Source organism: Fischerella thermalis PCC 7521 (assembly GCF_000317225.1).
In the GTDB taxonomy this organism is placed as follows: Bacteria; Cyanobacteriota; Cyanobacteriia; order Cyanobacteriales; family Nostocaceae; genus Fischerella; species Fischerella thermalis.
In genome coordinates, this window is record NZ_AJLL01000007.1 from 1 (window position 1) to 25,275 (window position 25,275).

General features: G+C 40.0%; 23 protein-coding genes, 2 tRNA genes, 3 pseudogenes and 1 riboswitch. Of the genes and pseudogenes, 16 read left to right on the forward strand and 12 right to left on the reverse strand.

Going from position 1 to position 25,275, the window contains the following annotated elements; genetic code table 11:
• Positions 1–36: 36 nt before the first annotated feature.
• The gene (locus tag UYK_RS0101360) at positions 37–1,455 is read right to left on the reverse strand and encodes a TIGR03985 family CRISPR-associated protein (RefSeq protein ID WP_016870768.1); all 1,419 of its coding nucleotides are present in this window, start codon (positions 1,453–1,455) and stop codon (positions 37–39) included.
• A gap of 64 nt (positions 1,456–1,519) precedes the next feature.
• Between UYK_RS0101360 and UYK_RS25865 the strand changes: the two genes are divergently transcribed.
• Genes UYK_RS25865 through UYK_RS0101395 form a run of 7 tightly spaced genes read left to right on the forward strand, consistent with a single transcriptional unit; the run spans position 1,520 to position 11,437 of the window.
• Positions 1,520–3,049, forward strand: coding sequence for a Card1-like endonuclease domain-containing protein (locus UYK_RS25865; protein ID WP_146005567.1), 1,530 nt, complete (start codon positions 1,520–1,522; stop codon positions 3,047–3,049).
• Positions 3,046–4,728, forward strand: coding sequence for a Cas10/Cmr2 second palm domain-containing protein (locus UYK_RS0101370; RefSeq protein WP_016870770.1), 1,683 nt, complete (start codon positions 3,046–3,048; stop codon positions 4,726–4,728). Before UYK_RS25865 ends, UYK_RS0101370 begins: the two co-directional genes overlap by 4 nt.
• Entirely contained in the window at positions 4,691–5,392 is a 702-nt protein-coding gene (locus UYK_RS0101375) for an RAMP superfamily CRISPR-associated protein (RefSeq protein WP_009455315.1), read from the forward strand. Before UYK_RS0101370 ends, UYK_RS0101375 begins: the two co-directional genes overlap by 38 nt.
• The gene (locus tag UYK_RS0101380; RefSeq protein ID WP_009455314.1) at positions 5,389–7,059 is read left to right on the forward strand and encodes an RAMP superfamily CRISPR-associated protein; all 1,671 of its coding nucleotides are present in this window, start codon (positions 5,389–5,391) and stop codon (positions 7,057–7,059) included. Before UYK_RS0101375 ends, UYK_RS0101380 begins: the two co-directional genes overlap by 4 nt.
• Positions 7,052–8,608, forward strand: a complete 1,557-nt coding sequence (locus tag UYK_RS0101385) for an RAMP superfamily CRISPR-associated protein (RefSeq protein WP_016870771.1) — start codon at positions 7,052–7,054, stop codon at positions 8,606–8,608. Before UYK_RS0101380 ends, UYK_RS0101385 begins: the two co-directional genes overlap by 8 nt.
• Positions 8,605–9,213, forward strand: a complete 609-nt coding sequence (gene csx19, locus UYK_RS0101390) for a type III-D CRISPR-associated protein Csx19 (RefSeq protein WP_016870772.1) — start codon at positions 8,605–8,607, stop codon at positions 9,211–9,213. Before UYK_RS0101385 ends, csx19 begins: the two co-directional genes overlap by 4 nt.
• A complete protein-coding gene (locus tag UYK_RS0101395; protein WP_009455311.1) occupies positions 9,203–11,437 on the forward strand; it encodes a TIGR03986 family type III CRISPR-associated RAMP protein in 2,235 nt (744 codons plus the stop codon). The genes csx19 and UYK_RS0101395 overlap by 11 nt, the downstream gene beginning before the upstream one ends.
• Positions 11,438–11,457: 20 nt before the next feature.
• Here UYK_RS0101395 and UYK_RS0101400 read toward each other — a convergent pair.
• The 4 genes and pseudogenes from UYK_RS0101400 to UYK_RS0101415 form a co-directional block, all read right to left on the reverse strand.
• Positions 11,458–11,649 (reverse strand): annotated as a pseudogene (locus UYK_RS0101400) (IS701 family transposase); the annotation flags it as partial.
• Positions 11,650–11,731: 82 nt separating this feature from the next.
• On the reverse strand, positions 11,732–12,034 hold the full coding sequence (locus tag UYK_RS0101405; RefSeq protein ID WP_009455309.1) for an ATP-binding region ATPase: 303 nt from the start codon (positions 12,032–12,034) through the stop codon (positions 11,732–11,734).
• Positions 12,022–12,552, reverse strand: coding sequence for a DUF4118 domain-containing protein (locus tag UYK_RS0101410; protein WP_009455308.1), 531 nt, complete (start codon positions 12,550–12,552; stop codon positions 12,022–12,024). The genes UYK_RS0101405 and UYK_RS0101410 overlap by 13 nt, the downstream gene beginning before the upstream one ends.
• 291 nt (positions 12,553–12,843) lie before the next feature.
• Positions 12,844–12,916: transfer RNA gene (locus tag UYK_RS0101415), tRNA-Val, on the reverse strand.
• 92 nt (positions 12,917–13,008) lie between these two features.
• On the opposite strand from UYK_RS0101415, the gene UYK_RS0101420 reads away from it, so the two are divergent.
• Both UYK_RS0101420 and mazG read left to right on the forward strand, forming a co-directional pair.
• Positions 13,009–13,617, forward strand: a complete 609-nt coding sequence (locus UYK_RS0101420) for a metal-binding protein (RefSeq protein WP_009455307.1) — start codon at positions 13,009–13,011, stop codon at positions 13,615–13,617.
• Between the two features lie 98 nt (positions 13,618–13,715).
• A complete protein-coding gene (mazG, locus tag UYK_RS0101425) occupies positions 13,716–14,558 on the forward strand; it encodes a nucleoside triphosphate pyrophosphohydrolase (RefSeq protein WP_009455306.1) in 843 nt (280 codons plus the stop codon).
• A 465-nt stretch (positions 14,559–15,023) separates the two neighbouring features.
• On the opposite strand, the gene UYK_RS0101430 is transcribed toward mazG, so the two are convergent.
• Entirely contained in the window at positions 15,024–16,679 is a 1,656-nt protein-coding gene (locus tag UYK_RS0101430) for an iron uptake porin (RefSeq protein WP_016870774.1), read from the reverse strand.
• Between the two features lie 386 nt (positions 16,680–17,065).
• Between UYK_RS0101430 and UYK_RS0101435 the strand changes: the two genes are divergently transcribed.
• Entirely contained in the window at positions 17,066–18,070 is a 1,005-nt protein-coding gene (locus tag UYK_RS0101435) for a metal ABC transporter solute-binding protein, Zn/Mn family (RefSeq protein WP_016870775.1), read from the forward strand.
• A gap of 35 nt (positions 18,071–18,105) precedes the next feature.
• Positions 18,106–18,882: a metal ABC transporter ATP-binding protein gene (locus UYK_RS0101440; protein WP_009455303.1), complete on the forward strand. Its 777-nt coding sequence runs from the start codon at positions 18,106–18,108 to the stop codon at positions 18,880–18,882.
• 68 nt (positions 18,883–18,950) lie between these two features.
• Here UYK_RS0101440 and UYK_RS0101445 read toward each other — a convergent pair whose 3' ends face one another.
• Positions 18,951–19,283: an ArsR/SmtB family transcription factor gene (locus UYK_RS0101445; protein WP_016870776.1), complete on the reverse strand. Its 333-nt coding sequence runs from the start codon at positions 19,281–19,283 to the stop codon at positions 18,951–18,953.
• Positions 19,284–19,362: 79 nt separating this feature from the next.
• Between UYK_RS0101445 and UYK_RS0101450 the strand changes: the two genes are divergently transcribed.
• Together UYK_RS0101450 and UYK_RS0101455 are read left to right on the forward strand one after the other, a co-directional pair.
• Positions 19,363–20,241, forward strand: coding sequence for a metal ABC transporter permease (locus UYK_RS0101450; protein WP_016870777.1), 879 nt, complete (start codon positions 19,363–19,365; stop codon positions 20,239–20,241).
• 72 nt (positions 20,242–20,313) lie between these two features.
• Positions 20,314–20,386, forward strand: a tRNA-Phe gene (locus UYK_RS0101455).
• A gap of 303 nt (positions 20,387–20,689) precedes the next feature.
• Here UYK_RS0101455 and UYK_RS0101460 read toward each other — a convergent pair.
• A pseudogene (locus UYK_RS0101460) lies at positions 20,690–20,948 on the reverse strand (transposase); the annotation flags it as partial.
• On the opposite strand from UYK_RS0101460, the gene UYK_RS26630 reads away from it, so the two are divergent.
• The gene (locus tag UYK_RS26630) at positions 20,940–21,107 is read left to right on the forward strand and encodes a hypothetical protein (protein ID WP_009455299.1); all 168 of its coding nucleotides are present in this window, start codon (positions 20,940–20,942) and stop codon (positions 21,105–21,107) included. The pseudogene UYK_RS0101460 and the gene UYK_RS26630 sit on opposite strands and share 9 nt — an antisense overlap.
• A gap of 275 nt (positions 21,108–21,382) precedes the next feature.
• Complete coding sequence (locus UYK_RS25520; protein ID WP_016870778.1) at positions 21,383–21,523, forward strand: AMP-binding protein; 141 nt, start codon at positions 21,383–21,385, stop codon at positions 21,521–21,523.
• A 112-nt stretch (positions 21,524–21,635) separates the two neighbouring features.
• On the opposite strand, the gene UYK_RS27740 is transcribed toward UYK_RS25520, so the two are convergent.
• From UYK_RS27740 to UYK_RS24735, 3 genes are all read right to left on the reverse strand, one after another.
• On the reverse strand, positions 21,636–21,788 hold the full coding sequence (locus UYK_RS27740) for a GTP-binding protein (RefSeq protein WP_016870779.1): 153 nt from the start codon (positions 21,786–21,788) through the stop codon (positions 21,636–21,638).
• Between the two features lie 133 nt (positions 21,789–21,921).
• Positions 21,922–22,926, reverse strand: a complete 1,005-nt coding sequence (locus UYK_RS0101480) for a methyltransferase domain-containing protein (protein ID WP_009455318.1) — start codon at positions 22,924–22,926, stop codon at positions 21,922–21,924.
• Positions 22,927–22,975: 49 nt separating this feature from the next.
• Positions 22,976–23,176, reverse strand: a complete 201-nt coding sequence (locus tag UYK_RS24735) for a hypothetical protein (RefSeq protein ID WP_009455319.1) — start codon at positions 23,174–23,176, stop codon at positions 22,976–22,978.
• 257 nt (positions 23,177–23,433) lie between these two features.
• Positions 23,434–23,576, reverse strand: a riboswitch (cobalamin riboswitch).
• Positions 23,577–23,792: 216 nt separating this feature from the next.
• Here UYK_RS24735 and UYK_RS24740 point away from each other — a divergent pair.
• A pseudogene (locus tag UYK_RS24740) lies at positions 23,793–23,977 on the forward strand (AvaI/BsoBI family type II restriction endonuclease).
• Positions 23,978–24,143: 166 nt separating this feature from the next.
• Here UYK_RS24740 and UYK_RS0101490 read toward each other — a convergent pair.
• The gene (locus UYK_RS0101490; RefSeq protein WP_009455320.1) at positions 24,144–24,968 is read right to left on the reverse strand and encodes a MerR family transcriptional regulator; all 825 of its coding nucleotides are present in this window, start codon (positions 24,966–24,968) and stop codon (positions 24,144–24,146) included.
• Between the last annotated feature and the right edge of the window lie 307 nt (positions 24,969–25,275).

Sequence of the window (25,275 nt, forward strand, 5' to 3'; positions counted from 1 at the left end):
GGATATTGGTTACATCCAGCATCATGAATGATATTGTTATTTATACAAGTTCCAAGTATTTTGGATTTCCAGAGCCATTTCTTGCCGCAAGTTCCAAGGTAGTAGGACTTCCACATTGGAACCCAAAGCTCGCAACCATCTAAGGACGTAGTAGTCTGTAACTCGGTAATCTACTTGGTAGTAAGCATCGGTGCTTGGGCGAGATTGGAGAATTTCTAAAATAGCCTCTCGACGTTCAGGGTTAAGTGTGTATTGTTGAATTAATTTGACTGTTTGCTCAGAGCTAATTCTAGTAAATGTATCGTGAATACTGATGCCATCAATATAAAACTGATGAAAATTTTGCTCAAACCGCAATACCATCCGTGCTTTGTCTTTATAAAAGTCACAGCCCCAAGCTTCTTTTAACTTAGCGTTGACAATTTTTGGGGTTGGCAGGTCATTATCTTCATATTTTTCTCTTAATAATTGAGGAACACGAGGGTTATGCCAATCTAAAGTTTCTAGGCGTTTAGAAAGAATCCGGTCTAGGCGATATTTATACCAGTTAATATCACCTTTGGGAGTGCTGCCATAGGCACACAAGTATTTAGCACGTTCCATAAAGTAAATGCAAACTGGATAAACAACGCACTCTTTTATTTGATTTTGATGAGCGCTGTGATAGGTCAAAAGTAAAGGTGGAATTTCTCCTGAATCCCACAGAGACTGCAATTCACTCTGGATTTCATCCACTGCATCTTGTGTAGGACTAGATTCTGGTACTACATAATCTACATACAAAAAAACGCGATGAATATCTTCATCAACTTCATCTTCTGAGATTTCTTGAGCCAGCAAAGGTAAACTAGGGTCAAGAAAACTAAACATACCTAAAGTTGTAGTTAAATAAGCTTGTTTTTTAAAATTTAAAGTTGTTTCATAACCAAGATTTTCTGATTTACTGGAAATTGGCAATATTTCTACTCGGCGGTAATATTTGCTTCTACCAGTGACATTGTTTACTCGCTGCAAGCAGTTTCGCTTAACTAATAAATCTAAATCGCTTTGAAGTGATTTGCGAACTTGAGCAAATAACCGTTCTTCCAAGAGATTTTCTAGGTCAGAATTCGATAAAGGTATTTGTTTTTGCAGAGAATTTCGCCATTCATCTATAGGCACTTCCAATTCTAATAACCATTGTCCGGTTGTTTTAATACAAGCACAATCGGGGTCTTGATGGTTGAGGATGTCTGCTTGCTTTTCATCCTTGTGAGTCTCAGTAAAGAAAGCCTGTCGCCAATCAGTGTAAGTAAAACTGTTGGCGAGAGCAGTGTGTCCTTTATCACTATAGAGCCAACATAACAATGCCCAAAGCCGTATGGCGCGAGTGAGATTATGACTTTGGTCTAGAGAGCCATTGGCTAGCTGTTGTAAAAGTTTGGGGTGCGGAGGGTTGGTGAAGAGTGCATTCACGGTCAGTTAAGATGTCTCAGGTGTACTTTCCAAGGTAGCAGTTATTCGGAAGGGGGTATTTCCGATGCTGTGTAATACTGGGTATGGCAATTTTGAAAAACGGATACATCTTCCCTGTGATATGAGTACGTCTGAGTTTGACAAGTATAAAGTAGACCATCTGTTTTTGCTGATTGGTGAAAATCCTCTGCCTAACTATGTTGCAGCCCAAATACTGCTGAAAGAGGATGGTACTGTTTACTTGGTACACAGCACAGATACAACTAGTAAAGCTGCTTGTTTGGAAAGAAATTTAAAGGGTGTAAATGTCAAACTAATCTCATTGAAAACACATGAGGCTAACTCATGTGTTATTAAAAACAAAATCCAAACCGAAGTAAAAAATATTTTAACAAAGCATCCAAAGCATACTTTTGGTTTGAATTATACAGGTGGAACAAAGGCAATGTCCGTTCACGGTTATCGGGCTTTATTCGAGGCTTCAGGAGTTCAGAATCCTGTATTTAGTTATCTGGATGCTCGAAGTTTACAAATGTTCATCGATAGGGACAATGATTCTCCTAAAGCTGAAGCAGTAGATATAAAACTTTCCTTAGAAAAAATCTTTGATTTGCATGATTTACGCTGGGACAAAGAGCCGATTACTGTTCCAATACTACCTGAATTAGCAATAGAATTTGCAAAACTACATACTGATAAAAAAGTAGTATTTGCATGGCGCTGGTGGTGTGATAATGTGCTAAAGCCTGCGACAAAGGTGTTTAAGAAAAAGCTTAATAAACCACCTGAATGGGAATGGAAGAAGGACAACCAGATAGATAAAGTTGCTCTCAAAGCTGATATTGCAGTTCAAAATTTAAATAAAGCTCTTTTAGATTATCTCAAACAACCAGAAGAGGGGAAATCGCTTTTAGAACTTTTTCAAGATGACAACTACAAAAGGCTGAAAGACCTGTGTGATTTTTATAATGGTTTATGGATTCCAGAATACTTACCACATATAGAGAAAGTTACTCAGCTTTTGAAAGAGAGAAAATACTTAGGTGAATCAGACCCGGAATTATCACTCAAGCAGTTTACTGAAAAGGCTCAGTTAGAAAAACCTGAACATTCTTGTCAGTGGTTAGAAAAACCTAGAAAGTCTTGCCAGTGGCTTGATGGTATTTGGCTAGAGCATTATGTATTGCATCAATTACAAGAATTGTCTAGGAAATTTCCTGGTCTGATAAATGATAGTGGAATGTCATTTAATGTCAAGGATACTAAAAAAGAAAAATTTGAGTTTGATGTTGCTTTTGTAAAAAATTACCAACTATTTGCATTATCTTGTACTACTGATGCTAGCAAATCTTTATGTAAATCCAAACTATTTGAAGCTTATATAAGAGCGCAGCAATTAGGTGGAGAACAGGCGCGAGTAGCTTTAGTATGTTGCTACGACAACCCCGAAGAACTAGAAGCAGAACTTAAAGTTGATACTGAAGTAAAAAAAGAAGATCCAAAGATTATTGTTTTTGGATGTAAACATCTCGATGATATTCAAAAATATATAAAAGATTGGATTGACGACAATAATCGCTATTACGCACCATGAGTAAATACATAGCAACTGTAATTGATACAACAGGAATACAACCATATATTTTTGGCAGTAATCGTTTACGAGAAAATATAGGTGCATCGTATTTAGTAGAACAAGCAACAAATAGTTGGGTTAAGTGCGCTTTACGCCAAATATTTGGAGAAAATGTGTATATTCCTGAACCAGAACAAGAAGAAAAATGTATTGAACACGATAATCTTGATGCTGAATTAGTCTATACCGGAGGTGGTAATGCAGTTATTCTTTTCAAAGACAGAGAAGATAAAGAAAGTGCTATTAAATTTACTAAAAGATTGAGCAAAAGAGTATTGCAAGAAGCACCAGGCTTAAAAATTGTAGTAGCTCACAGTGAACCCTTTGAGTGGGGAAACAAACTATCAGGAATGGTTGATAGTTTGATGAAAGAATTAGAGCGAAAAAAACGCGAATACAATCCTTCTGTCCCTTTGCTAGGTCTGGGAGTTACAGCTAACTGTCTTTCTACTGGATTATCTGCTGTAGATACTAGCGATCGCTACAGTGTACCCACTAGCTATCCAGTCTCCAGAGAAATCGTTGAAAAGCTCCGAGCCGTTGACCCTAAAAATAAAGCTCCAGCCAATCAAGAACTAAAAGATACTATATTTAAAAATTTGCCGCTAGGCAATTATATAGTCCCTTATGATGTTGATGATTTAGGTCGCACTGAGGGTAAAAGTAGTTACATGGCTATAGTTCACGCTGATGGTAACGGGATGGGCGATCGCTTTAAAGAACATGGTAGGAAATGTAAAACAGACCGTGAGTATATTACTGCCATGCGTGAACTATCTAAAACTGTGAATCAGGCAGGTGTTAATGCTTTAAAAAAAGTTGCTGAGAGAGTTATCCAATTAGCAGATGGTAAATTACAGGAGCAGTTTGCAATTACAGAAAGAGATGGCGAAAAGTATCTGCCTTTTCGTCCAATAGTTTATGGCGGTGATGACGTTACATTTGTATGTGATGGACGATTAGGATTATCATTAGCAGCACTTTATCTGAAGGAATTTGCAGATCAAAAAGTAGCAGATGGAAAAGATTTAACAGCCTGTGCAGGAATAGCTATTGTCAAAACACATTATCCATTTGCCAGAGCATATCAATTAAGTGAAGCACTGTGCAGAAATGCTAAAAATTTTGTGCGTTCTGAAAAAGAACGACTTGGAATATCAGATTTTTCTGCACTTGATTGGCACATTGCTCCTAGCGGTTTGTTAGGTTCAATCAGCGATATCCGTCAACGAGAATATCAAGTTACTGAAGGAAATCTCACCATGCGACCTTTGTACTTGCAATCTGATAGTGATTGGCGCAACTGGGATGATTTTTCTGAGGTAGTTAATAAATTTAATACACACCGAGACTGGACAAATCGCCGTAATAAAGTGATAGCTTTGCGAGAACAGTTACGGCAAGGTTCAGAGAAAACAAAGCAGTTTTTACAGGTTTACGGTTTGAATGAGAACTATTTACCCCAATTTAGCAAAGCAAAATATGACGACTTTTATCAATGTGGTTGGACTGACGATCCCAGAACAAATACGAGAGTCTGTGGATATTTTGATGCCATTGAAGCAATGGAATTTCACATTCCTTTAAAGGAGAAAACCGATGGAGATTTATTACCTGAAAATGCTACTTTTGAGTGATACAACTTTTGGGCGTGGTGATGGAGTAGCAGGTTTAATCGACCAAGAAGTAGAGCATGATGCTAACGGATTTCCCTACTTACGTGGACGTACTTTAAAAGGCTTGTTGAGTGAAGAATGCGACAATTTGATTGCTGTGCTTTCTGAACCACCGCCTTCCCGTTGTTCCCGTTGGGAACAAGCCGCCGAACATTTATTTGGCATACCTGGTAGCACCCTGGAAACTATCTCCAAGATGCACGTTGGCGATGCTTGTTTAGCCCAAGACTTGCGAAAGGCTGTAAAACTTCAACTTGACCAAGAACAGGAAAGAGAACGCAGAGGTCAGGAAAGAAGACTCACAGAAGTAGACGTTCTTGCTTCTCTTACCACTATTCGCCGTCAAACTGCTATTGACCCTGAAGATGGCGCACCAGTGGAACATAGCTTACGCTCTAGTCGGGTTATCTTGCGAGATTTATGCTTCACCGCACCATTGTTATTTGAAAAAAAACCAACACCAGATATGCTAGCACTCTTAGCAGTCAGCACATTAGCACTGCAAAGGGTTGGTAGCGGACGTAACCGTGGTCGGGGTCATGTTCGTTGTACGCTACATGACTCAATTGGTGAAGAAATTACTCAAGAGCATTTTCGTTATTTTGAGCAGGAAACCAGAGGATGAAAGCAATTACTTTTTTACTGCACACTACACAACCATTATTAGCAACTTCGCTTCAGGGAGACCCGAACAGTGATATATCTTTTCCTTATATTCCAGGTAGCATGATTCGCGGAGTGTTGATTGGTCGCTATCTCCAACGTCACAATTTAAAAAGTACAGATGATATTTTAGATGAATCAAAATATCCAGATATAAAACGTTTATTTTTTAATGGTAATACCCGATATTTAAATGCTTATTTGTACGATAAACAAAAACAAAAGCGCACTCTACCTGTACCGCGCTCTTGGTTAAAGAAAAAGGGTGATGACATTTCCAATTTAGACGAGATAACTGTTTATGATTTCAGTTACGAAACACCGGAAGAAGATATTTCATACAAATCACTAGATGAGAGTTTTTGCACTGTAGATGATAAAGATATAGTGCTTTACAAAGAAAAGCGACGCATCAACATTCATAATATGCGAAATCGCAAAAAAGGCAGAGGTGATGAAAATAATGGTGCAATATTTCGCTATGAGGCTTTAGATGCGGAACAATATTTCCAGGCTGTAATTCTCTGTGATGATCCTGACGATATAGAAAAAATTAAGCCGTTACTAGAACCACAAGAAATGTGGTTAGGCGGTTCTCAAAGTGCGGGATATGGACATACTCAGATTATTCCTATAGAAGAGGATGAAGAGCATGATTATTGGGACGAAGTGGGAATTGAGCCTGAAGACCGTAACGACAGAGAACTAATCCGTATTACTCTTCTCAGTGATCTAATTTTACGGGATAAATGGGGTCATTATGTTGCCACGCCACCAAACTCAACAGGAGATGAAATTAATCAAAAAGTTGAGTCATTAACTCAGATATTAGAAGAATTACTAGATATAAAGTTAGAACCACAATCTAGTTATACCAGTAGTCTTATTGTTGGGGGATTTAACCGTAAATGGGGATTACCTTTACCGCAAGTACCAGCTTTAGCAGCAGGTAGTGTTTTTGTATTTAAGTATAATAAAGAAGATGGAGAACTAGATTCAGAAAAAATTCGTTTAGTAGAAAATCAAGGTATTGGTGAAAGGCGGGTTGATGGTTTTGGAAGAATTGCTATCAATTGGCTAGAGGAAGAAGCAATATTTAATGCTTGTTTACCAAAAAGAGAAACTAACAGGGAGCAACCACAGCTAGTCCCAAATTCAGAAGACAGTCAACTAGCGCAAAAGATGGCGAAGAGATTATTGGAACAAAAGCTAGATAGGCGACTTTTAGAGAAGGTTGATAATTGTAAACTCAGACCAAACAAACTCAGCAATAGCCAACTTTCCCGGTTAATGATTGTAGCAACACAAGCTCTGAGACAAGAAATTAAAAAATCAGGTGTTGAAGAATTAGAAGAAAGAAAAAAAATAGTTATTGATTTTTTGAAAAATCTAACCAAAAATGCCAATAGTCAATTTGAAGACACAAAAGTTTATCGTAAATCTTTCAAAGGTCAGATTTGTGACTGGTTAAAAGACTCAAGTACATGGTTAGATTCAGATAATTTAAAATTTTCTATTGCTGGTGAGTCAGTTCCACCAGACTTAGTTGAAAAACTGAAGCTAGAATACACGCTACGGCTAATTATTGCGGTTGCCAAACAAGCGACAAAGGATAAACAAGATGAATAGAACACGCGAAGAACGACATATTATTAAGCGCATTATTGTACGCGGTGTTTTGGTTCTGGATACGCCAACTTGTTTGGGAAATGGTGATGCTGAAGGTGCTACAGATATGATGCTGTTACTTGACAGTATTAGTCATAACCCTTTACTAACAGGTTCATCAATTGCTGGTGCTTTACGCAATTATTTACATGAATATCAGTGTGATTACACGAAAAGTGAAAGCCGTGATAATATAGCTGCAAAATTGTTTGGTGATTTATTTGCTTACAAGGATGAAAGGAATAAAAATGAAGCAGAAAAAATTGCGTTAAGAGAAAAAGATACTCAAAGTCCTTTAATTATTCATGATGCAATAGGTAGCACTATTCACAATGTTGAAATACGAGATGGAGTCAAAATAGATGGTGCAACTGGTACTGCGTCTGACAAGGCAAAATACGACTTGGAACTCTTGCCAGCAGGGACTAAGTTTCCTTTGAACTTTGAGTTGTTAATTGAAAAAGATAAAGATAAAGATAAAGATGAGAATGAATTAAAACAAGCACTTGCTTTAGCTTTAGAAGGGTTAAAGAATGGTGAAATTGCTATTGGAATGAAAAAGCGACGGGGTTTTGGTCGCTGTCATGTAGATGAGTGGCAAGTTTGGGAATTTGATTTAACTAAACATAGCGATCTCATTGCTTGGTTAACATTTGAAAGACCTTGGGGTAAACCTTATGCTACTAAATTACCAAGCGACAAGCTATTGAGTAATACACACCTCCAGAAGCTAAAGGTAGATAAGCCAGATAAGCGCGATCGCCTCTTCATCACTGCCAAATTTCAACTAGCCAGCCCCTTACTCATTCGCTCTGGTCAAGATTTAATTCAACACAAATGTTCTCCCGATGTGGTACATTTGCACTCCTATAGAAAAGACAAACCTGAGCCAGTTGTTTCTGGTACAAGTTTAGCAGGAGTGCTGTGGCATAGAGCCGAGAGAATAGTGAATACTTTAGATAAGAATTTACAAATTGTGTATGACCTATTTGGCTTTGTTAAAGAAGAAAGTAAACAAGCAAAGGCTAGTCGTTTAGTTATTCATGAAAGCTTGATAGAAAATACAGTTGACATTGTACAAAGCCGAATTGCTATTGACCGTTTTACAGGCGGAGCATATAACGGAGCATTGTTTCAGGAACAACCTGTTTTTAGTATCTCTAAAAAAGAGGATAGTCAAAAAATTAATAAAGTTAAAGGTAAATTAAAAAAAAGTAGCAATACAAGTAGTAACACAGCGCATATAAAACTAGAACTGGAACTACGTCAACCAAAGGAATATGAAATTGGGTTACTTCTGCTGTTACTTAAAGATTTATGGACGGGTGATTTACCAATAGGTGGTACTAGCAGTATAGGGAGAGGACGTTTGCAGGGAGTTGAAGCAACTATAGTTTGGCAACAACACAAGTGGGTAATCTCTGAGGAGAATCGGAAACTACTAATCAGCAACCAGGATAAAGATGAAATGGAAGAGTTTGTTAAAAAGTTTTTGGAGCAAGCACCATGAATCAAGATTTGTGTCAGGAAGTTTCAACAGAAACAATTGAACTATCACTAGAGGATTGGTTAAAGCAACAAGCAATTACTAAAGATTATCAGTTACGGTACGTGTTAGCTCATGCAGAGGATGGAGTTATCTGGGGACATTTTGAAGTAGAAAGCGGCATTTTAGAAACTTCTAAGCAAGCTTTTCCTGAGTATGATTTTCCTACATTACGTCTGTCAACATTACAACAATGCCGAATATTTGGAGAAGCTGGTGAAGTCTTACTATGGAATAGTAATGGAAAATGGCGATCGCGGCTAATTTTACAAAGCCAAGTATCAGAATTACTTGAACAAGAAAAAATAGGTTTAATACCAGAATCACAAATTCTCTGGGGTACTCAAGGAAAAGCAAACGGTAACTTTACCATACTTTCAGATGGTTCTCAGGGGCTTAAATATGCTGCTCCCATCACAGGGATTACTTTTAGCCAGGATAAACAGAAACAGTATCGTCCACTTCGACTAGAAGTACATCACTATTTTTATTATGACCAAGATGGAGTAGCTCGTATTTTTCTCAGTCGTCTTGTATCTCTCACAAAAGAAAAAATTTATGAATCCTAAACATCTAAAAAAAGTGCCTGATGACCGTAAAGCAGTTGCTCCATATAACTTCATAGAACTACCAGAAAAAGTAGTTGAAGCAGAACTTGAATGTAATGGTAAATTACGCGATAACAACCGCTACTATTCTGACCGTCACACTGGCAAAATTGTATGTACTTTAAAAACTGAATCACCTTTATATATTCGTTGTGGTTTAACACCTGCTGATTTTGCAGATTTTGGAGATAAACCGAACGAAGAACTAACACCAGAACAACGCAAAAAAAAGGCTGAATTCTTTCAGCATCCTTCAAAACAGTATCCCGTTTTGCCTGGTAGCAGTTTGCGTGGAATGGTCAGAAGTCTAGTTGAAATTGTTAGCTTTGGCAAGATTGAAAGAGTATCAGATGCTTCAAAATTTTTCTTCCGTGCGGTTGCTGCTGATAGTGACGATCCCCTAGCAGAAAGATATACAAATGCTGTTGGTAAGTTAGCTGGAAATGTCAGCGCAGGGTATCTAGAAAAAAGAGATGGGAAATGGTTCATTCGCCCAGCTATTAAAAACCACTTGGGTAAATCATTTATTCGAGTGAAAGAAGAAGATATAAAAGTTTATCTTCCTTCTCTAATCACTATGGAAAAAGCTAATTACCTACCTCAGTATCTCAAAATTAGCTATGAGGGAGTAGGAGAATCTCTAAAGATTAGTGAAAATTGTGATATTTATGAACACAAAGGCTGGCTTGTTACTAGCGGTAATATGCTAGATAACAGCAAAACAACGGAAGCGGAACGCAAACGCCTACTTCGCCGTAAGGAAGGACGTAAGTTTCACTATATAGTTTTGCAATCTGATAATTCAGCTGTTTCAATTCCAATTAGTGAAGATGCAATAAGAGATTACCGTAACGCATTGACAGACTTTCAAAAAGGAAAGCCCTTTAAGCAGAATTCTAAAAATACTTTCCATGAAAGTATGGGTTTTTTAAAATATTTAGACAATGAAGAACCTAGACCTGTTTTTTATTGTGAACCACAAAATCGACAGTCAACAGTAACTTTATTTGGTCAAAGTCCTAACTTTCGTATTCCTTATTCTCCTAAAAATGATGGTAAAGCTGCATCAGCAGTTGATTTTATTCCTGAAGAAGTAGGTGAATCTAAAAAAATTGATCTAGCTGATGCCATTTTTGGCTTTGTTAGGCGTAAAAACGAGAACAAAGAACAAGGTTCTGATGAAAATAAAAAAGAAAAACAGGAAAAATCTCGTGCTGGACGTATATTTTTCAGTGATGCTCAATATAAAAGTGAAGAAAATGGTATCTGGCTGACTGATGACACCATTACACCACAAATTCTGGCTACTCCTAAACCAACAACATTTCAGCACTACTTAGTCCAAAAAAGCCACGAAAAGAAAAGCCTGAAGCACTATGCTAGTCAACCCAATCAAGACACAGTAATTCGGGGACATAAACTATATTGGCATAAGGGAAATGTAGGCATAGACAGAATTAAAACCAAAGCAACTGAAGCTGAAATTAAAGATAAACAATCCCAGTACACGGAAATTAAGCCAATTCAATCAGGAGTTTCTTTTGAGTTCACCATTTATTTTGAGAATCTCAGTGATGTAGAACTGGGTGCGCTTTTATGGGTGTTAACCCTATCAGTCGAAGATGTAGAGAAAGTCAAATTACTTGGCCTTGATAGCAAAGAAAAATATCGGCTTTCCCTTGGTATGGGAAAGCCATTAGGTATGGGTGCAGTAATGATTGAAAAATATGAACTTTCCCTTAATGAACGATATCGTAATGAACCTAAGCAGCGATACACACAGCTATTTGATGATAATAACTGGTTAAGTGGCGATCGCCCTGCTACTTATGATGAGCATAAAGAATGTATTCATAAGTTTGAGGAATATGTAACTACGCACATTAGTGAAGCTGACTTTCCCCAAGATTATCCAGACAAACAAGATTATGAAAAATTGAAGCTAAAGGATGTACCGCGTATCAAAATGTTACTAGCTATGCTGAGATGGGATATTTTTCCACCTGTAAATAGAACACGATACATGGAAATAGAACGAGACATAACAACAAATGACTACATCTGTCAGCCTGTTAAGGAAGATGATAAAACAGTTAATGAGTATAAATGTCGTCTGATACTGCCAACTCCATTTCAAGTAATGGATATGTCAGACAATCGAAGAAGTTCAGTTCAACTTTGGTAAAAGCCTCTTTGGGCAAACTTTGGTGCTTCAGTTAAAAAATGATGTAATTTATGGTATTCAACCCCTATAGAGTTAAAAGCCATCTGAGAAAAGTTTTTTCTCTCGCTTTCCCCTAATAATCCTCCCAAATAATCCCTAAATCCTATTTTTTGGGCTTTATGAGTAAAAGCTTCATCAAATCGTTGACACCATTTATCAAAACACGACGGCATTGGGTAGGGAGGTGGGGGGAGTGTGAGGGGTGTGAGGAGATAACGAAGAAAGATTACTTCCTTGTCCTCCAAGTCGTCCCCCTTATCCTCCTTCTTCCCCTACTCTCTCCTCTGCCCATATCCGCACTTGGGGTTGAACATCAGCATTCACAAACTTAATGGCATTACTAATCAAATTAATCAATACCTGTACTAAGATAGTGCGATGTGCTTTCACAATCGGTAAAGGTGACTCGATGGTGATGTGTGCTTGGGCAACTTGTATTTCTGGCTGTAATTCCTTGAGTACCTCAGCGATCGCGCTGTCCAAACTCAGCCGTTGTAACCAAATTTCGCTGCGTCCCAGACGACTATAAGCAAGCAAATCCAGAATCAAGGTGTCCATGCGTGCAGCTGCGGTGACAAATTGTAGGTTTTATTAATAAACTGGTAGCGTTGCTGGCTATCAATATAAGAAATGCAGACTGGCAAAGAGTTAGCAATTAAATGTAATAAATCTTGATGCTGACGACTTTTGTCTTCACTTAAAAGCAATTTTTGGCTAATTATTTGGGTATTCCGTCGAGAAGTGTTAACGAAGTGAATAAGTGAAACAAGAAATAGTCCTTCCACCAAAAATATAACTAGCTGGAGATTTGCCCAAGGATCGCTGCTGAATAATGATTTAGCTGGAGTTAAGAAAAAATAACCACCCAAAAAACTAGATAAAACTACTGCCAAAATACCAGGGCCAACTCCTCCATAGTAGCTAGTTGCCATAATGGCAGCAAAAAATAGTAAAAATGGGGTTTCTCTTAGTTGACCAGACCAATAATTCAGCAGCAATTTACCCAGTAGCGCAATCGCTACAGTCAAAACTGCAATACTATAACGCCAAAAGATCCGGCTTTTTCCTCTCAACATATTTTTTGCCCAGGCTTACCTGAATCATATCGTTTCCAGATAAGTCTGGTAGATTTGGCAACCAGACAAGGATTTGTATTAAGAATTTTGTGAAATAGTATAAGGCGTTGTGTTCGTAGCACAACCCCTATTTGTTAGAGCGATCGCCTAAAGATTTAGTGGTCTGTGCGATCGCATTAATTTTCAGTAATTATCAAAATTTGGACATCAAAAATAGTCCACTTAACAGCAGGCAGATTACATTATGGTTTCAAAAAACAAAACCCGTCACTAGGACGGGTTTTTAAAACATGGGTAGTACTGGACTCGAACCAGTGACATCCTGCTTGTAAGGCAGGCGCTCTACCAACTGAGCTAACCACCCGTTTTTGCTCACAATAATTAATGTTAGCACACTAAATTGAAAAACGCGATAGTATTTTTGAGAAAATTTTGCTTGCCTCATCCAAAATTCCTATGCCCTCTGGTCAAACGCACGATCGCATAACTTTGTGGGCTTTGCCGTTCGTTGCTGGAGCCACTTTTGCCCAAACCAAGAGTGGCAACTTAACCTTATTGGTGGCAAGTGGATTTATGTTCGGGGGGCTGATGTTTGGCCCAGACTTGGATATCTATTCTCGGCAGTACCAACGCTGGGGTCTGTTACGTTGGATTTGGATTCCTTATCAAAAAAGCCTACGTCATCGCTCATTCTTATCTCACGGGCCAATTATCGGTACAACACTACGAGTTATTTATTTGAGTGGCGTAGTGGGAATATTGGTAATTTTGGGTACAGTAGTTGCCCAAATACTAGGTAACGGCGACTGGAGTAGGCAATTTTTGAATGAAACCGTAGGGCGATCGCTTAATCACATTCCAGAATTACTAGCACTATTCTTAGGGCTGGAACTGGGTGCAATGAGCCATTCTCTCAGCGACTGGAGCAATTCTGCATACAAGCGTTTTCAAAAGCAAGGTGTTCGCGGTTTATTACCACGTGCGAAAATGAAGAAACGTAAACGCACAACTACTCAGTCGAATAGAACTAGAACAAAAAGAGCAAGCAAAGCAAAAAAGCATTGAGCTATCCTGGCATTTTCTTGGTGTCTTGGTGTCTTAGTGGTTAATTAAACACAAAGTCACTAAGACACAAAGTAAGCTGTTATTTTAAAGTTAAGTATATGTCTAATCTGCAAAAAAAGAATCAAACACAATCTGATGCTGACACTTTGGCAGCCTTACAAGAATTAATAGATGTGGTCGCAAAGTTGCGATCGCCTGATGGTGGTTGTCCTTGGGATTTAGCACAAACTCCCCAAACCCTAACACCGTATGTCATTGAAGAAGCTTATGAGGTGGTAGATGCTATTAACAGTGGGGATAAACAAGCGATCGCTGAAGAATTAGGAGATTTGTTATTGCAAGTTGTTCTGCAAGCACAAATAGCCAAGGAATATGGGCAATTTTCTTTACAAGAAGTAGCACAAGCTATTTCCCAAAAACTAATTCGGCGTCATCCTCATGTTTTTGCGGATGTGTCAGTGCAAAGCGTGGATGAAGTGCGGCAAAACTGGGAACAAATCAAAGCAGCAGAAAAAGGTGAACTATCTCCAGAAAATCAAAAACTGAGTACAAAACTCAGTGGTTATGCTCGCAAATTTCCCCCATTAATGGCGACGATGAAGATTTCTCAAAAAGCTGCTGCTATTGGGTTTGAGTGGGAAAATATTGATGGAGTATGGGATAAATTTCACGAAGAATTGCGAGAGTTTCAAGAAGCTTTAGCTCACGAAACACCAGAACGCCAACAAGCTGAATTAGGAGATTTATTATTTTCTGTTCTCCAGCTGGCTCGTTGGTACAACCTTGATCCGAGCGAAGCTTTACAAGGAACAAATCAACGTTTTATTCACCGCTTCCAAAAAATAGAAGGATTTGCTGATCGCCCCCTGTCTGATTACTCTTTGGAAGAGTTAGAAGCATTTTGGCAAGAGGCGAAAGCACAACTTGCTAAAGATGGTTAGTAGTTGGTTGCACCACCAACTACTGACCACTGACTACTAGTTATTTACAACTTAATTGTGAATGCCAATTTGTTAATATCTGTGTGGTGCGCGATCGCAGCGCCTGCGGTTGGGCCGTAGCCAGAGAGGATATTAACTGTACCACAAAGGTGCAAAGATTAAAGTTGAGGAAATTTTTTGAGGATTTTTATCCACCTTGAAAGGACTGGTGGTCAGTGCTTGATGGTTGTTTGTTTTCTCCTTTGTCTTCCTTTTTCCCCAATCTCCTCTTGGTCAAAATTCTTTTTTTATAAAAATTAACTAAAAATCTGTACTGGCTGTTACAATCTTGTTATCAAAGATTGCCCGCTGCGTTTTGGAAACGCGATGTTTGGGTTTTGCTCTACATAAGAAGAGAAGAGAAAGGATAGCCTTCTTAACAGACCAGCGGTATGAGGCTGGTCTTTTTTTATCTGCCCAAAAAACTTAGAAACTAAAGGTAGTTCTAAGTGCGCCAATGATCACATCATTATTATCACTGTTATGATCCGGTGCAGTTAGCCAAATCACACCTGGGGTAATGGTTATGTTTTCGCTCACCTGATACTGATAAAAAGCCTCGAAGTGATATGAGGTATCTTCGTCCTCGTCGATTTCATTGATGCTAGAACTTGTAACTTTCGGTTCCATGCCGACAATGATACCCGCTAAGCTGCCTTTACTACCGAGGTCAGGAAATCCCAGAGTTACTGCCCAGTTCCAAATATCCAGCTTACCACGGTCGATTGTTCCTCCTTGTGTAGATAAGTTCCGAGCATTGGTGTAACCAACCCAACCACCCAAAACAAAATTATCACTGAGTTTATAGGATGCTTGTAGACCGTAGGAGTTGCTGGAAAATGGTACACTCACCGGTTCAGGTTCTCCAGGAACATCAGGGGGAGAAGTCAGTTCAGACTCCAGGAAAGAGATGGGATTGGCACGCGTGCTACCAGCACCCAGTTCCTGATTATAAGCATTAATGTAGGTTAAGCCAACAGTGAGGCGATCGCTCGGTTGAAAGGTTAGCTGTGCGAGTGCGCCGTAAGGCCCGTTAAATATACCGTTATCGGCAGATGGGTCATTGGGTGAACTTCCCAAATACGCTAAGCTGAGTGCTAATGCTTCGCTAAAGTTTTGCGTGACACCCAAACCCGCACCATCCATTTGGTAATAAATAGGGTTACGTGTACCAAAGGTTGATAATGCACCAAATGCACCATCTCCATCAAACAGGTTGACTGTATTTGTAACGTCGTCGGCTGCGCCTGCATTGGCAATAGCAATTACCTCAGTACTGTCAGTCAGTGAGAATCTGTACCAGAGTGCATCTAGGGACGCATCAGTGGTACCATCCTCACCAGCAAACGACAGACTACCTTCTGGTGTGCCGATATTCGGGTTGAGAATATTATTTGCTTGAATCCTGGTAAATAAAGTATCTGACCCTGTGAAGCTGGTGTTCAATTCTACACGCGCCCGCGCCCCAAGGGTGGTATTGTTATCTTTAGCATCCACACCATTAACATTATCTCCTCCCAGAACATCGGTAATTGCCATTACCACTTGTCCAGTTAATTTAGTGGTGGTAGAAAATTGATTCGCTTCTAATTCTGCGGTACGTGCTTCTAGTGTATCTACACGACCCCGCAGAGTCGCCAATTCGGCGGAAAATTCTTCTTGCAGTCTTTGTAATGTGGCTAAATCTTCTTTTGTCACCAACTCTGATGTCGCGGTAGCGATGATTTCGTTGACGCGATCTAAACACGCATTTAAACCTGCGGCAAATTCATAACGCGTCATCGGCCGATTACCGCGATAAGTACCGTTTGGATATCCAGCTATACAACCGTAGCGTTCTACTAGTGATTGTAAAGCTTGAAATGCCCAGTCTGTTGGTTGTACGTCCGACAATTGAGAAACCGAAGTTACTTGAGATTGAGTATTTTTGTTCTCAACTTTCTGCTTGGGAGTGACTACCAATTGCGGTTGAGTGTTTTCGGAAGTATTAATTGTTTCTCCAGCTAATGCAGTCGCATCAACAAGTAGAATTGCGCCGAGAATTGCTGGACTAACCAGCAAAGATTTCCAGAATTTTTGCATTTTTCCTCACACTAAAACTTAAAAAGCTATGCAGAAGAGAAACTACTAGCACCCTAGCCAGAATACTTATCAGCGCTAAAGCGTTAACTACAAACCATTAGTATTTTTTTTGACAGACTACAGATCCGCTTGCTGACAGCAGAGTTATTAAAAAGTATTCTCAAATAATTTATCAGTTGTCAGCAATTTTTTTAACAAAAAGTCTAGGAATCATAACTACATGGCTATTTTGGCAACAGATTACCCATAGGGACTGTTGGAAAAAGCTATCGTTAGTTTTACATTTTTAAACAATTATCTCATGAGAATGAAAATTATTTTTCTTTCTATTAGAGGTAGAATAAGACTCATTGTCAAGACCTAATCTTTGGGGAGGTAACAAGACAGTGAGTGACAGAGTAAGTAAAACAAATAAATTCCTGAGTAGTTTTGTATCTTTAGTAACTTTATTTTTACTAACAACTGCTTGTAATCAAGCAGATACAAAACGCTCAGTCAGTGTAGAACAATCACCCCAAGCACAGGAAGCAGCATCCACACCGAAAGCAGAATCCAAAAAAATTAAAGTAGTGGCGACCTTTTTACCGATGTATTGGTTTACGCAAGCGGTAGCAGGAGATGCAGCAGACGTGGCGATTTTAGTACCTCCAGGAACAGAAGTACATGAGTATCAAGCTACACCAGAAAATGTGAAAGCGATCGCCACAGCTAATCTATTAGTAAAAAACGGCTTGGGTTTAGAAGAATTTTTAGAACCAACAGTCAAAAATGCTCAAAATCCAAAGTTAACACAAATAGATGCCAGTAAAGGTATTCAAACTGTAAAAGAAATATCACCGGTTGTAGAAGCAGGAAATAAAGAAGAACACGACCATGAACATGGTGAAGGTAATCCTCATGTATGGTTAGATCCTGTTTTAGCAAAACAACAAGTTATTAATATTCGGGATGGTTTAATTGCGGCTGATCCTGCAAATAAAGCCACATACGAAGCAAATGCAGCAGCTTATGTAAAACAATTAGAAGATTTAAATAATCAATATCAGCAGACTCTACAAAAGAATCCTAACTGCACATTTATTACATTCCATGATGCCTATCCATATCTAGCAAAACGCTACAACCTTAAGCAAGTAGCAGTAGTAGAAATTCCTGAAGACCAACTGACACCGACTGATGTACAAAAAGCTGTTAATGCGGTGAAAAAGTATAATGTTAAAGCTTTATTTGGTGAACCAGGAATAGATAACAAATTATTGACAAGTCTTTCTAAAGATTTGAATTTAACTTTATATGAACTAGATTCTTTGGAAAAAGGTTCAACAGATCCGCAACATTATTTTCAGGCAATGAAAAATAATTTACAAACTTTAGAAACAGCTTGTAAATAAATGTCATGTGTTGGTTGTTGGTCGAATTTTAAGTAATGAATATTGAAATTCCTGTCCTGAAAGTAGAAGGATTGAGTGTAAATAAGGGTAATTATTTGGTTATTCGGGACGTTTCTTTTGATTTGTTGCCCGGGACAAATACTGCTATAGTTGGCCCTAATGGTGCAGGTAAAAGTACTTTAGTACAAGCAGTTTTAGATTTAATTCCTCGCACTGCTGGCAATATAGAAATATTTGGTCGTCCAGTAACTAGATTAGGACATTTGTGCCATCAGTTGGGGTATGTGCCACAGCATTTTATTTTCGACCGCAGTTTTCCGATTTCTGTAGGTGAGTTGGTAGGCTTGGGATGGGTCAAACAAGGGAAAAGGGGAAATTCATTTTTTCAAAGTCTATGGCAGGGAAATCAGGAAAAAGCAGCAGCTATAACCTCGGCTTTACGTCGAACAGATACTTATCATCTGCGAAACCAAGCAATTGGTACTCTCAGTGGTGGTCAGCTAAAGCGAGTGTTGCTCGCTTATTGTTTGGTGATGCCTAGAAGATTATTAATATTAGATGAAGCATTTGCTGGGGTAGATGTACAAGGTGCGGCAGATTTTTATACCTTGCTAAATGAACTGAAGCAAGAAGAAGGTTGGACAGTTTTACAAGTTTCCCACGATATTGACATGGTCAGTCGTTATTGCGATCGCGTGATTTGTCTCAACCAAACCATTGTTTGCACCGGAGTACCAGAAGTTGCACTCTCACCACAAAATCTTTTAGCAACCTACGGTCCAGGATTTAGCCGCTACCAACACCAACATTAAAAGGATGAAGTGTGAAGGATGAAGTATAAATTTTTATCCTTCTGCCTTCTGCCTTCTGCCTTCTGCCTTCATCCTTCATCCTTCTCATCTAGGTGTTCGGCGACAGCTTGATAAAGATGCAAAACATGGTTATCGTGGAGGCGATAAAATACGCGACGACCTTGCTTACGATAATTAACTAAGCGCATGGCTCGTAAATTTCGTAACTGATGAGATACAGCAGATTCACTCATGTCTAGTGTAGCTGCTAAATCACTCACACAAAATTCTTTTTCAGCTAACAGAGATAGAATTCGCAGACGATTAGCATCCCCTAAGAAACTAAAAAATTCTGCCATCCTTTGGGCTTTTTCGCTGCTAAGAACTTGAATTGAGAGGGGTTGCAACTCTTTTGTAAACATCTCGTTTTTTTGGCATTTAATTAAGTGAATGAAAACTAAACTTATATACTTAAGATATTCATGAATTTTGTGTAAATTAATGCTGCATAAATTGTTTTTAAATGATAATCATTTCACTTGGTTAGCGATTACCACAACTGGTGATCTATTAACTTTGTTACAGTTTCCCTTTATGCAGCGGGCTATGGTTGGTGCTGTCTTAATGGGAATACTTGGTGGTTTGCTTGGCTGTTTTGTCACCCTGCGCCAGTTATCTTTTTTCAGCCATGCTGTCGGCCATGCGGCATTAGTAGGCGTAGCATTAGGTGTATTGCTACAGTTAAATCCTACTTGGATGTTGCTACCTTTCACATTGGTGTTTGGGGTAGTGGTGATTTACTTTATCGACAAAACCGATTTAGCTAGCGATAGCGTACTTAGTATAGTTTTATCAGGAGCGTTAGCGATCGGCATAATTTTAAGTAGCCTCATCCAAGGATATCGCGGCAACTTGATGGCAGTCCTGTTTGGCGATATTTTGGCGATAGATCTGACAGATCTGATTTTAACCATGCTGTTGCTTGTGGGTGGGAGCATATTTCTATTATCAACCCTGCGCCAGCAAATTTTGTTAACCCTTAATCTTGGTGTGGCAAAAGTCCAAGGGATTCCGGTACAAATTTATCGATATGGATTTGTGGTTTTGCTGTCATTAGCTGTTGCTGTGGCGATTAAATCTGTCGGCGTTTTACTGGTGAATGCATTTCTGGTGATTCCCGCCTCCACAGCTAAATTGATGAGTCATCACTTTGGCCGCTTTTTGCTGCTGTCAGTGATAGTTGGTTCTACCACCAGCATAGCTGGCATCATCGCATCAGGTCTTTTCAATCTTGCTTCTGGGCCGAGTATTGTACTTGTACAATTCCTGGGGTTTGTGGCTGTTTTCGGCTGGGTCAAGTTTCTGGGCAAAGACGCATAGTTTTTTCGATTGACCTATTGCAATTTAAGAAAAAGTTTGCTACATTGGTTAATCGTTGAAAACAAATGCTTCGCCGGGATAGCTCAGTTGGTAGAGCAGAGGACTGAAAATCCTCGTGTCACCGGTTCAAATCCGGTTCCTGGCATTTAAGGTAAAACCCCTGGTAAGCAACACTTCCAGGGGTTTACTGTCTCCATAAAAACCCCATTTCAGCCGTTTTTGGTGGTGTAAATCTGGTGTAATTTTATGCCACGTTGGACATTTTTGGACGGGGTTAGTCAAATTTTGGGGGTAAATTGGGGGTAAATCAGGGCGCGCTGATTTACCTAATTTCAGGAGTTGCCTATGAACTCTCAACCCTGTGGAGGTAAATCCTCTAAAGGTACTACAAACGCTTGCAACTTGTTTTTCGCTATGGCGGCAAGTGTCATTATCTTTCGACAGGTTTTACTGCCTCGGATGGACTTGGATGGTGTTGATGTTCTATGCGAACCCAAACTCTTACGACTGTCGTGGATTTTTAGCCAAGTCCCGTCTTTACGCCAATTGCGAAAGTACGTATAGAGCGTTTGCCAAGCTGGAAAATCCCCTGGTAGCGATCGCCATCTGACTGCTTCTAGCAAAATGTAGAAAATCGCGTTTAGGACCTGCCACATATCGACTTCACGCTTACGACCACCCGGTTTTGCTTCTGGAATTTGGGAGATTTATTTGCAGAGGGTGCAATTGATATTGATGATTTGTCCGCGCAAGCCATTCGCGATGAAGAAATCCAAGAACGCAGACGTAAAGCAACTGAAGCAACGGCTTATTTGGATGACCCAGATTGGGAACCACCTTATGTAATTGAAGGTTCCGATTTTTAGCGAATTCTGCTTTCTTTTAATGCTTCCTGAAAACAATCAATGGCGGCTTCTAAATTATTGGCTCATCGCCTCATTCTCCATGAATGCGGTTACTGTAAGTTATACCCAGGTTATTTTGCGTCCTTGCCCATTCATAAGGAAAGTGATCGCGCTTTTCTTTTGGGTTTCGAGAAGAGTGTGATACTCCGCAGGAGTAGCTAGCTGCCGCGATCGCCTTCCAGAACTATCTTGCTTTGAAGTGGGTGAAGTTTGTATCAAATCTCCTGCAAATATGATTGGTTATTGGAAATTACCAGACTGGTGATGCTGGTTACTTTGATGAAGAAGGTTACATTTATATTTGCGATCGCTTTAAAGACATAATTCTTTATGGTGGCGAAAATGTCTATCCAGCAGAAATTGAAAATATTTTATAGGTAAAGTGTATTGTAAAGTATCTCGATTACCTGAAGGTAAGTTAAAGTCTGTCACTGTTTCACTAATTTAGGAAGCGCGATTGCTGTCTCCGATCGCTGCTGAAAAAATACATCAAGCAGCAAGATTCTCCGTCTGGATAACTAGATCCTGCCCAAGTTTCATCCCCTTGGAAGACTCCACCTGGGGACTTCCCGCAAGGAAGGTTAAAGTCGTTTTACCTGCACCGAGAAATCCTGTGATTACCGTGACGGGAATTTTGTGCATATAAAATAAGTTGTTTGTTGATTAAAGGAGCGATCGCAAGAAAGAAGTTTTCACCGCAGATATCATACAGTATTTTAGATAGATGCAGTGATAAGGTCATAGCTCGAAACTCACGCACCGGTCATAATGCTTGCTACCTAACCGAGCTTGAGGGAGTTTCCTTAGCAAAGTTTCTATCCATCAATTCTGTACGTGAATTTGTCCGCACAGCCCGGAACATTCCAAACCGACACAGCCCTGTACCAAACGCCAAACGCATCAGTAAAAGTGTCGGTACTTCCCGCACAGACTTGACAAAACCAGACAGTCCAAAACGCACCAATCCCTCAGGTCTGGCTATCCCTTGCCAAATCGAATCTAACCAAGAAGGAAGGGTTTCTTGCGTCCAATCAGCCGTAATTACCTCACCTTCGACTAATCCTGTAGCTGTCAACAGTTCAGAAAATCCCTCAATGCTAGAAAAAGCTGGATGAGACCACTGATCTAGCAATTGTCGCATTACTGGTTTCTCCCAAAAATTTAGTGGCTTTTGGCGGTCATCCCTTTGATTCCAGTCAGCGACGACCAAAATTCCACCAGGCTTTAGCACCCGCATTAATTCTCTGGCAAAAACGGCTTTATCAGGCATATGAGGGCCTGCTTCGATTGACCAAACTACATCAAAACTGGCATCTGGAAACGACAGTGCCATCGCATCATCGACCGCAAACTGGACGTTTAGCCCGTCGGGTGTTAACTCCTGGGCGCGTTTTACTTGTTGTGGGCTGATGGTAATTCCTGTGACAGCAAATCCATAATCTCGCGCTAAAATCCGACTGCTGCCCCCAATTCCACAGCCAACATCTAAGACGGTAGTACCAGGAGGTAATTTATCTAAACCACCCCACTTAACCATTTCGTGTACAAAGTCAGATTTAGCAGCCAAAAAATCCTTGCGTCTTGGTGGCGAACCGTAGTGACCGAGGTGAATGTGTTCTCCCCAGTAAAACTCTAGGATGCCGTCAAGCGTCCATAGGTCGTAGGAATTGGCAACTGTGGCTGAGGATTGATACTTACGAGCCGTTAGGAAATAAGCGGCAATTCCAATTAGTAAAACGATAAGAGAACCAATTACAAAATAAACTAATGAAGTTGACATTGTTGTGACAGCTTTTTATTTAGCTAACCTTTGATAGATGTTGGTGTGTTTATGGTTCATTCCGAATTAAACGAGCGATCGCAAGAGAAATCTTCCTATAGGTTGAGCTTGCAATATTTTGCCAACCTCGAATCATTTTCCTGAGATTTAGAAAGGGTTGCTGCTTATCTTCTCTGATACTTGTTTGTTTGACAAAAGGATGAACAGCAGTAGGAATCTTCCCGGTTTGGTGAAGATAATATTTCGGCATGATGATTAACCGAGTCAGAATTTAACGAAAATACACAGAAGTTATGCACGCGATATATAGCACTCTCAAGTTACTGCAATATCTTGTCGAAAATTGCTTAGATTTCTAAGTTCAAATAATTACTAATCGAAATTTAATATTAATTACTTATTTCATGGAAAGCCGCCATCTGTAGCGTTTTTATGTGCGGTACTTTCAAAATATTAGACCTAGCGATCGCCATGTAATAAACCATCCGTGCCTCGCAGATGTACAAAATTTACAAGTCAACTTCGGCGGGCATTCTGACTCACAAGGCAAGCCTTGATTACAGCTGCGGGACAGCGCCGGATTTGCACCGGACTTTCCCCCTTACCTCTAGTGGCTGACCCCCACTAGAACCGAAATTCCTTTGCATTTTAACACAACCGTGATTTGCTTGCGTAAAAATCAATGGTCGATCTATACTGGCATTCGTCGTTAATCAGGGCAAGTTTCATTCTTTACCAAAGCTTGCTCTGGATTTTTATTGGACAATTTTTTTAATCTGATCAAGTTTTACCCACTTGCCTTTCTAATTACACATCAACTAGCCAGTTACGAAGGCTTGTCTAGCCTGCATCAATTCAATCAGCTTTTGCCAATACGACAAGCCTTTGCGGATGCTGGTCATTCACCACTTACATTTTTTGTAGGGGCGGCGATCGAGAGAAGGATGGCTGGCGAAATTTGGAACTAGAAAGCAGGATGCTCAGTAATGCTGCGAACCTAAATGAGGAGAACCAAGTTGCATCTATTTCTCGCTGGCTATGCAGTTTGTAGGAGTAACACCCACCAACACTGCGTTGGTGCGGACCGTATAAAGGCTGTCGGTGAGAGTTCGAGGTTATCTGCCGCCGCACAACTTCACCGTTGTACTGCTACGGCGCTCAAATTCCCTCAAAGCAAAGCAAGGCTTCAGTAGCTTTATCTGTTGAACTAGCCTGTCTTACAAATCTACCTTAGCCACCGGAAACTGAATCTCAATCACTACATCGTCCATTCGATCTCCAACGAACTTGTGGTAGACCTCCCGAAAGGGACCCGTTATCTCGTAACCATTCCCTTCAATCCAACTGAGTACAGCTTGATAACCTTGCATAAAATCCTTCATGCGACCTTGATGGACAACTGAGGCAACTTCAACTTGAGGCAGTTGGTGTACTTTGATCCGCTCACTTTCCAGCATTGGCTCTTTGAGTAGCACTGCTGCTTCCACATCTTCATTTGTAGTTGTATCAACTGGGGTGTACCAGATCGCTATTCCGCAGCCTGTCGGGTCAGTGCGATGCTCTTTGGTGTAGGCATACACTTCTTGAAATGCTTCTGGTAATCCAATCGGATAATTTAAGTTTTCGCTGATAATTATGCGTCGTCCGGCGACGAGCACAGGTTCGACTGTCTTAAGCACAACATCATACTTTGGCATTTTTCCCTCCTGCTCAATTGATCTGAGTCGCTCTTCTACTCGTGCTAACTGCGCTTGCATTTCCTGCATCTGATCGGCAAGTTGCGCGTGCCGAAATCTCAACATGCCACGAATTTCGTTGGCACTCACATCTTCCTCTAATATTCGTGCGATTTGATTAAGGGACAAGCCTAAATCCTTAAGCGCCAAAATGCGATTGAGGCGTGGCAATTGCTCAATCGAGTAATAGCGATAGCTGGTAAAGTGGTCAACATGGACAGGGCGCAGCAAACCCAGCTTGTCGTAGTATCGTAACGTTTGGACTGCTACTTGGCTGATCCGTGAGAAGTATCCGATCCGTAGCATAGTGTTTCTGTACAGATAGACTCAGTAAAAGCGTTCATTGCAAGCCTAAAGTCTGTTGTAGGGAGAGAGTCAAGGAGGTTTAATGCAAGATTTTTACAAGGGGTGGGATACAGGTGTAGCAAACATAGGTTAGTCCGTGTATGACTCCTCCACAAATAGCAGTCCAACAATCCCGCTGTACCGGAACGAAGTCAAGCTATTGGTGAGATGCAAAGGTTATCTGTGTCCGGTGAGCACGACCGTTGGGCGGCTCTATGGTCGATCTCATAAATCATTGATTGTAGTTTTTGACGGAAATTGCATAAGT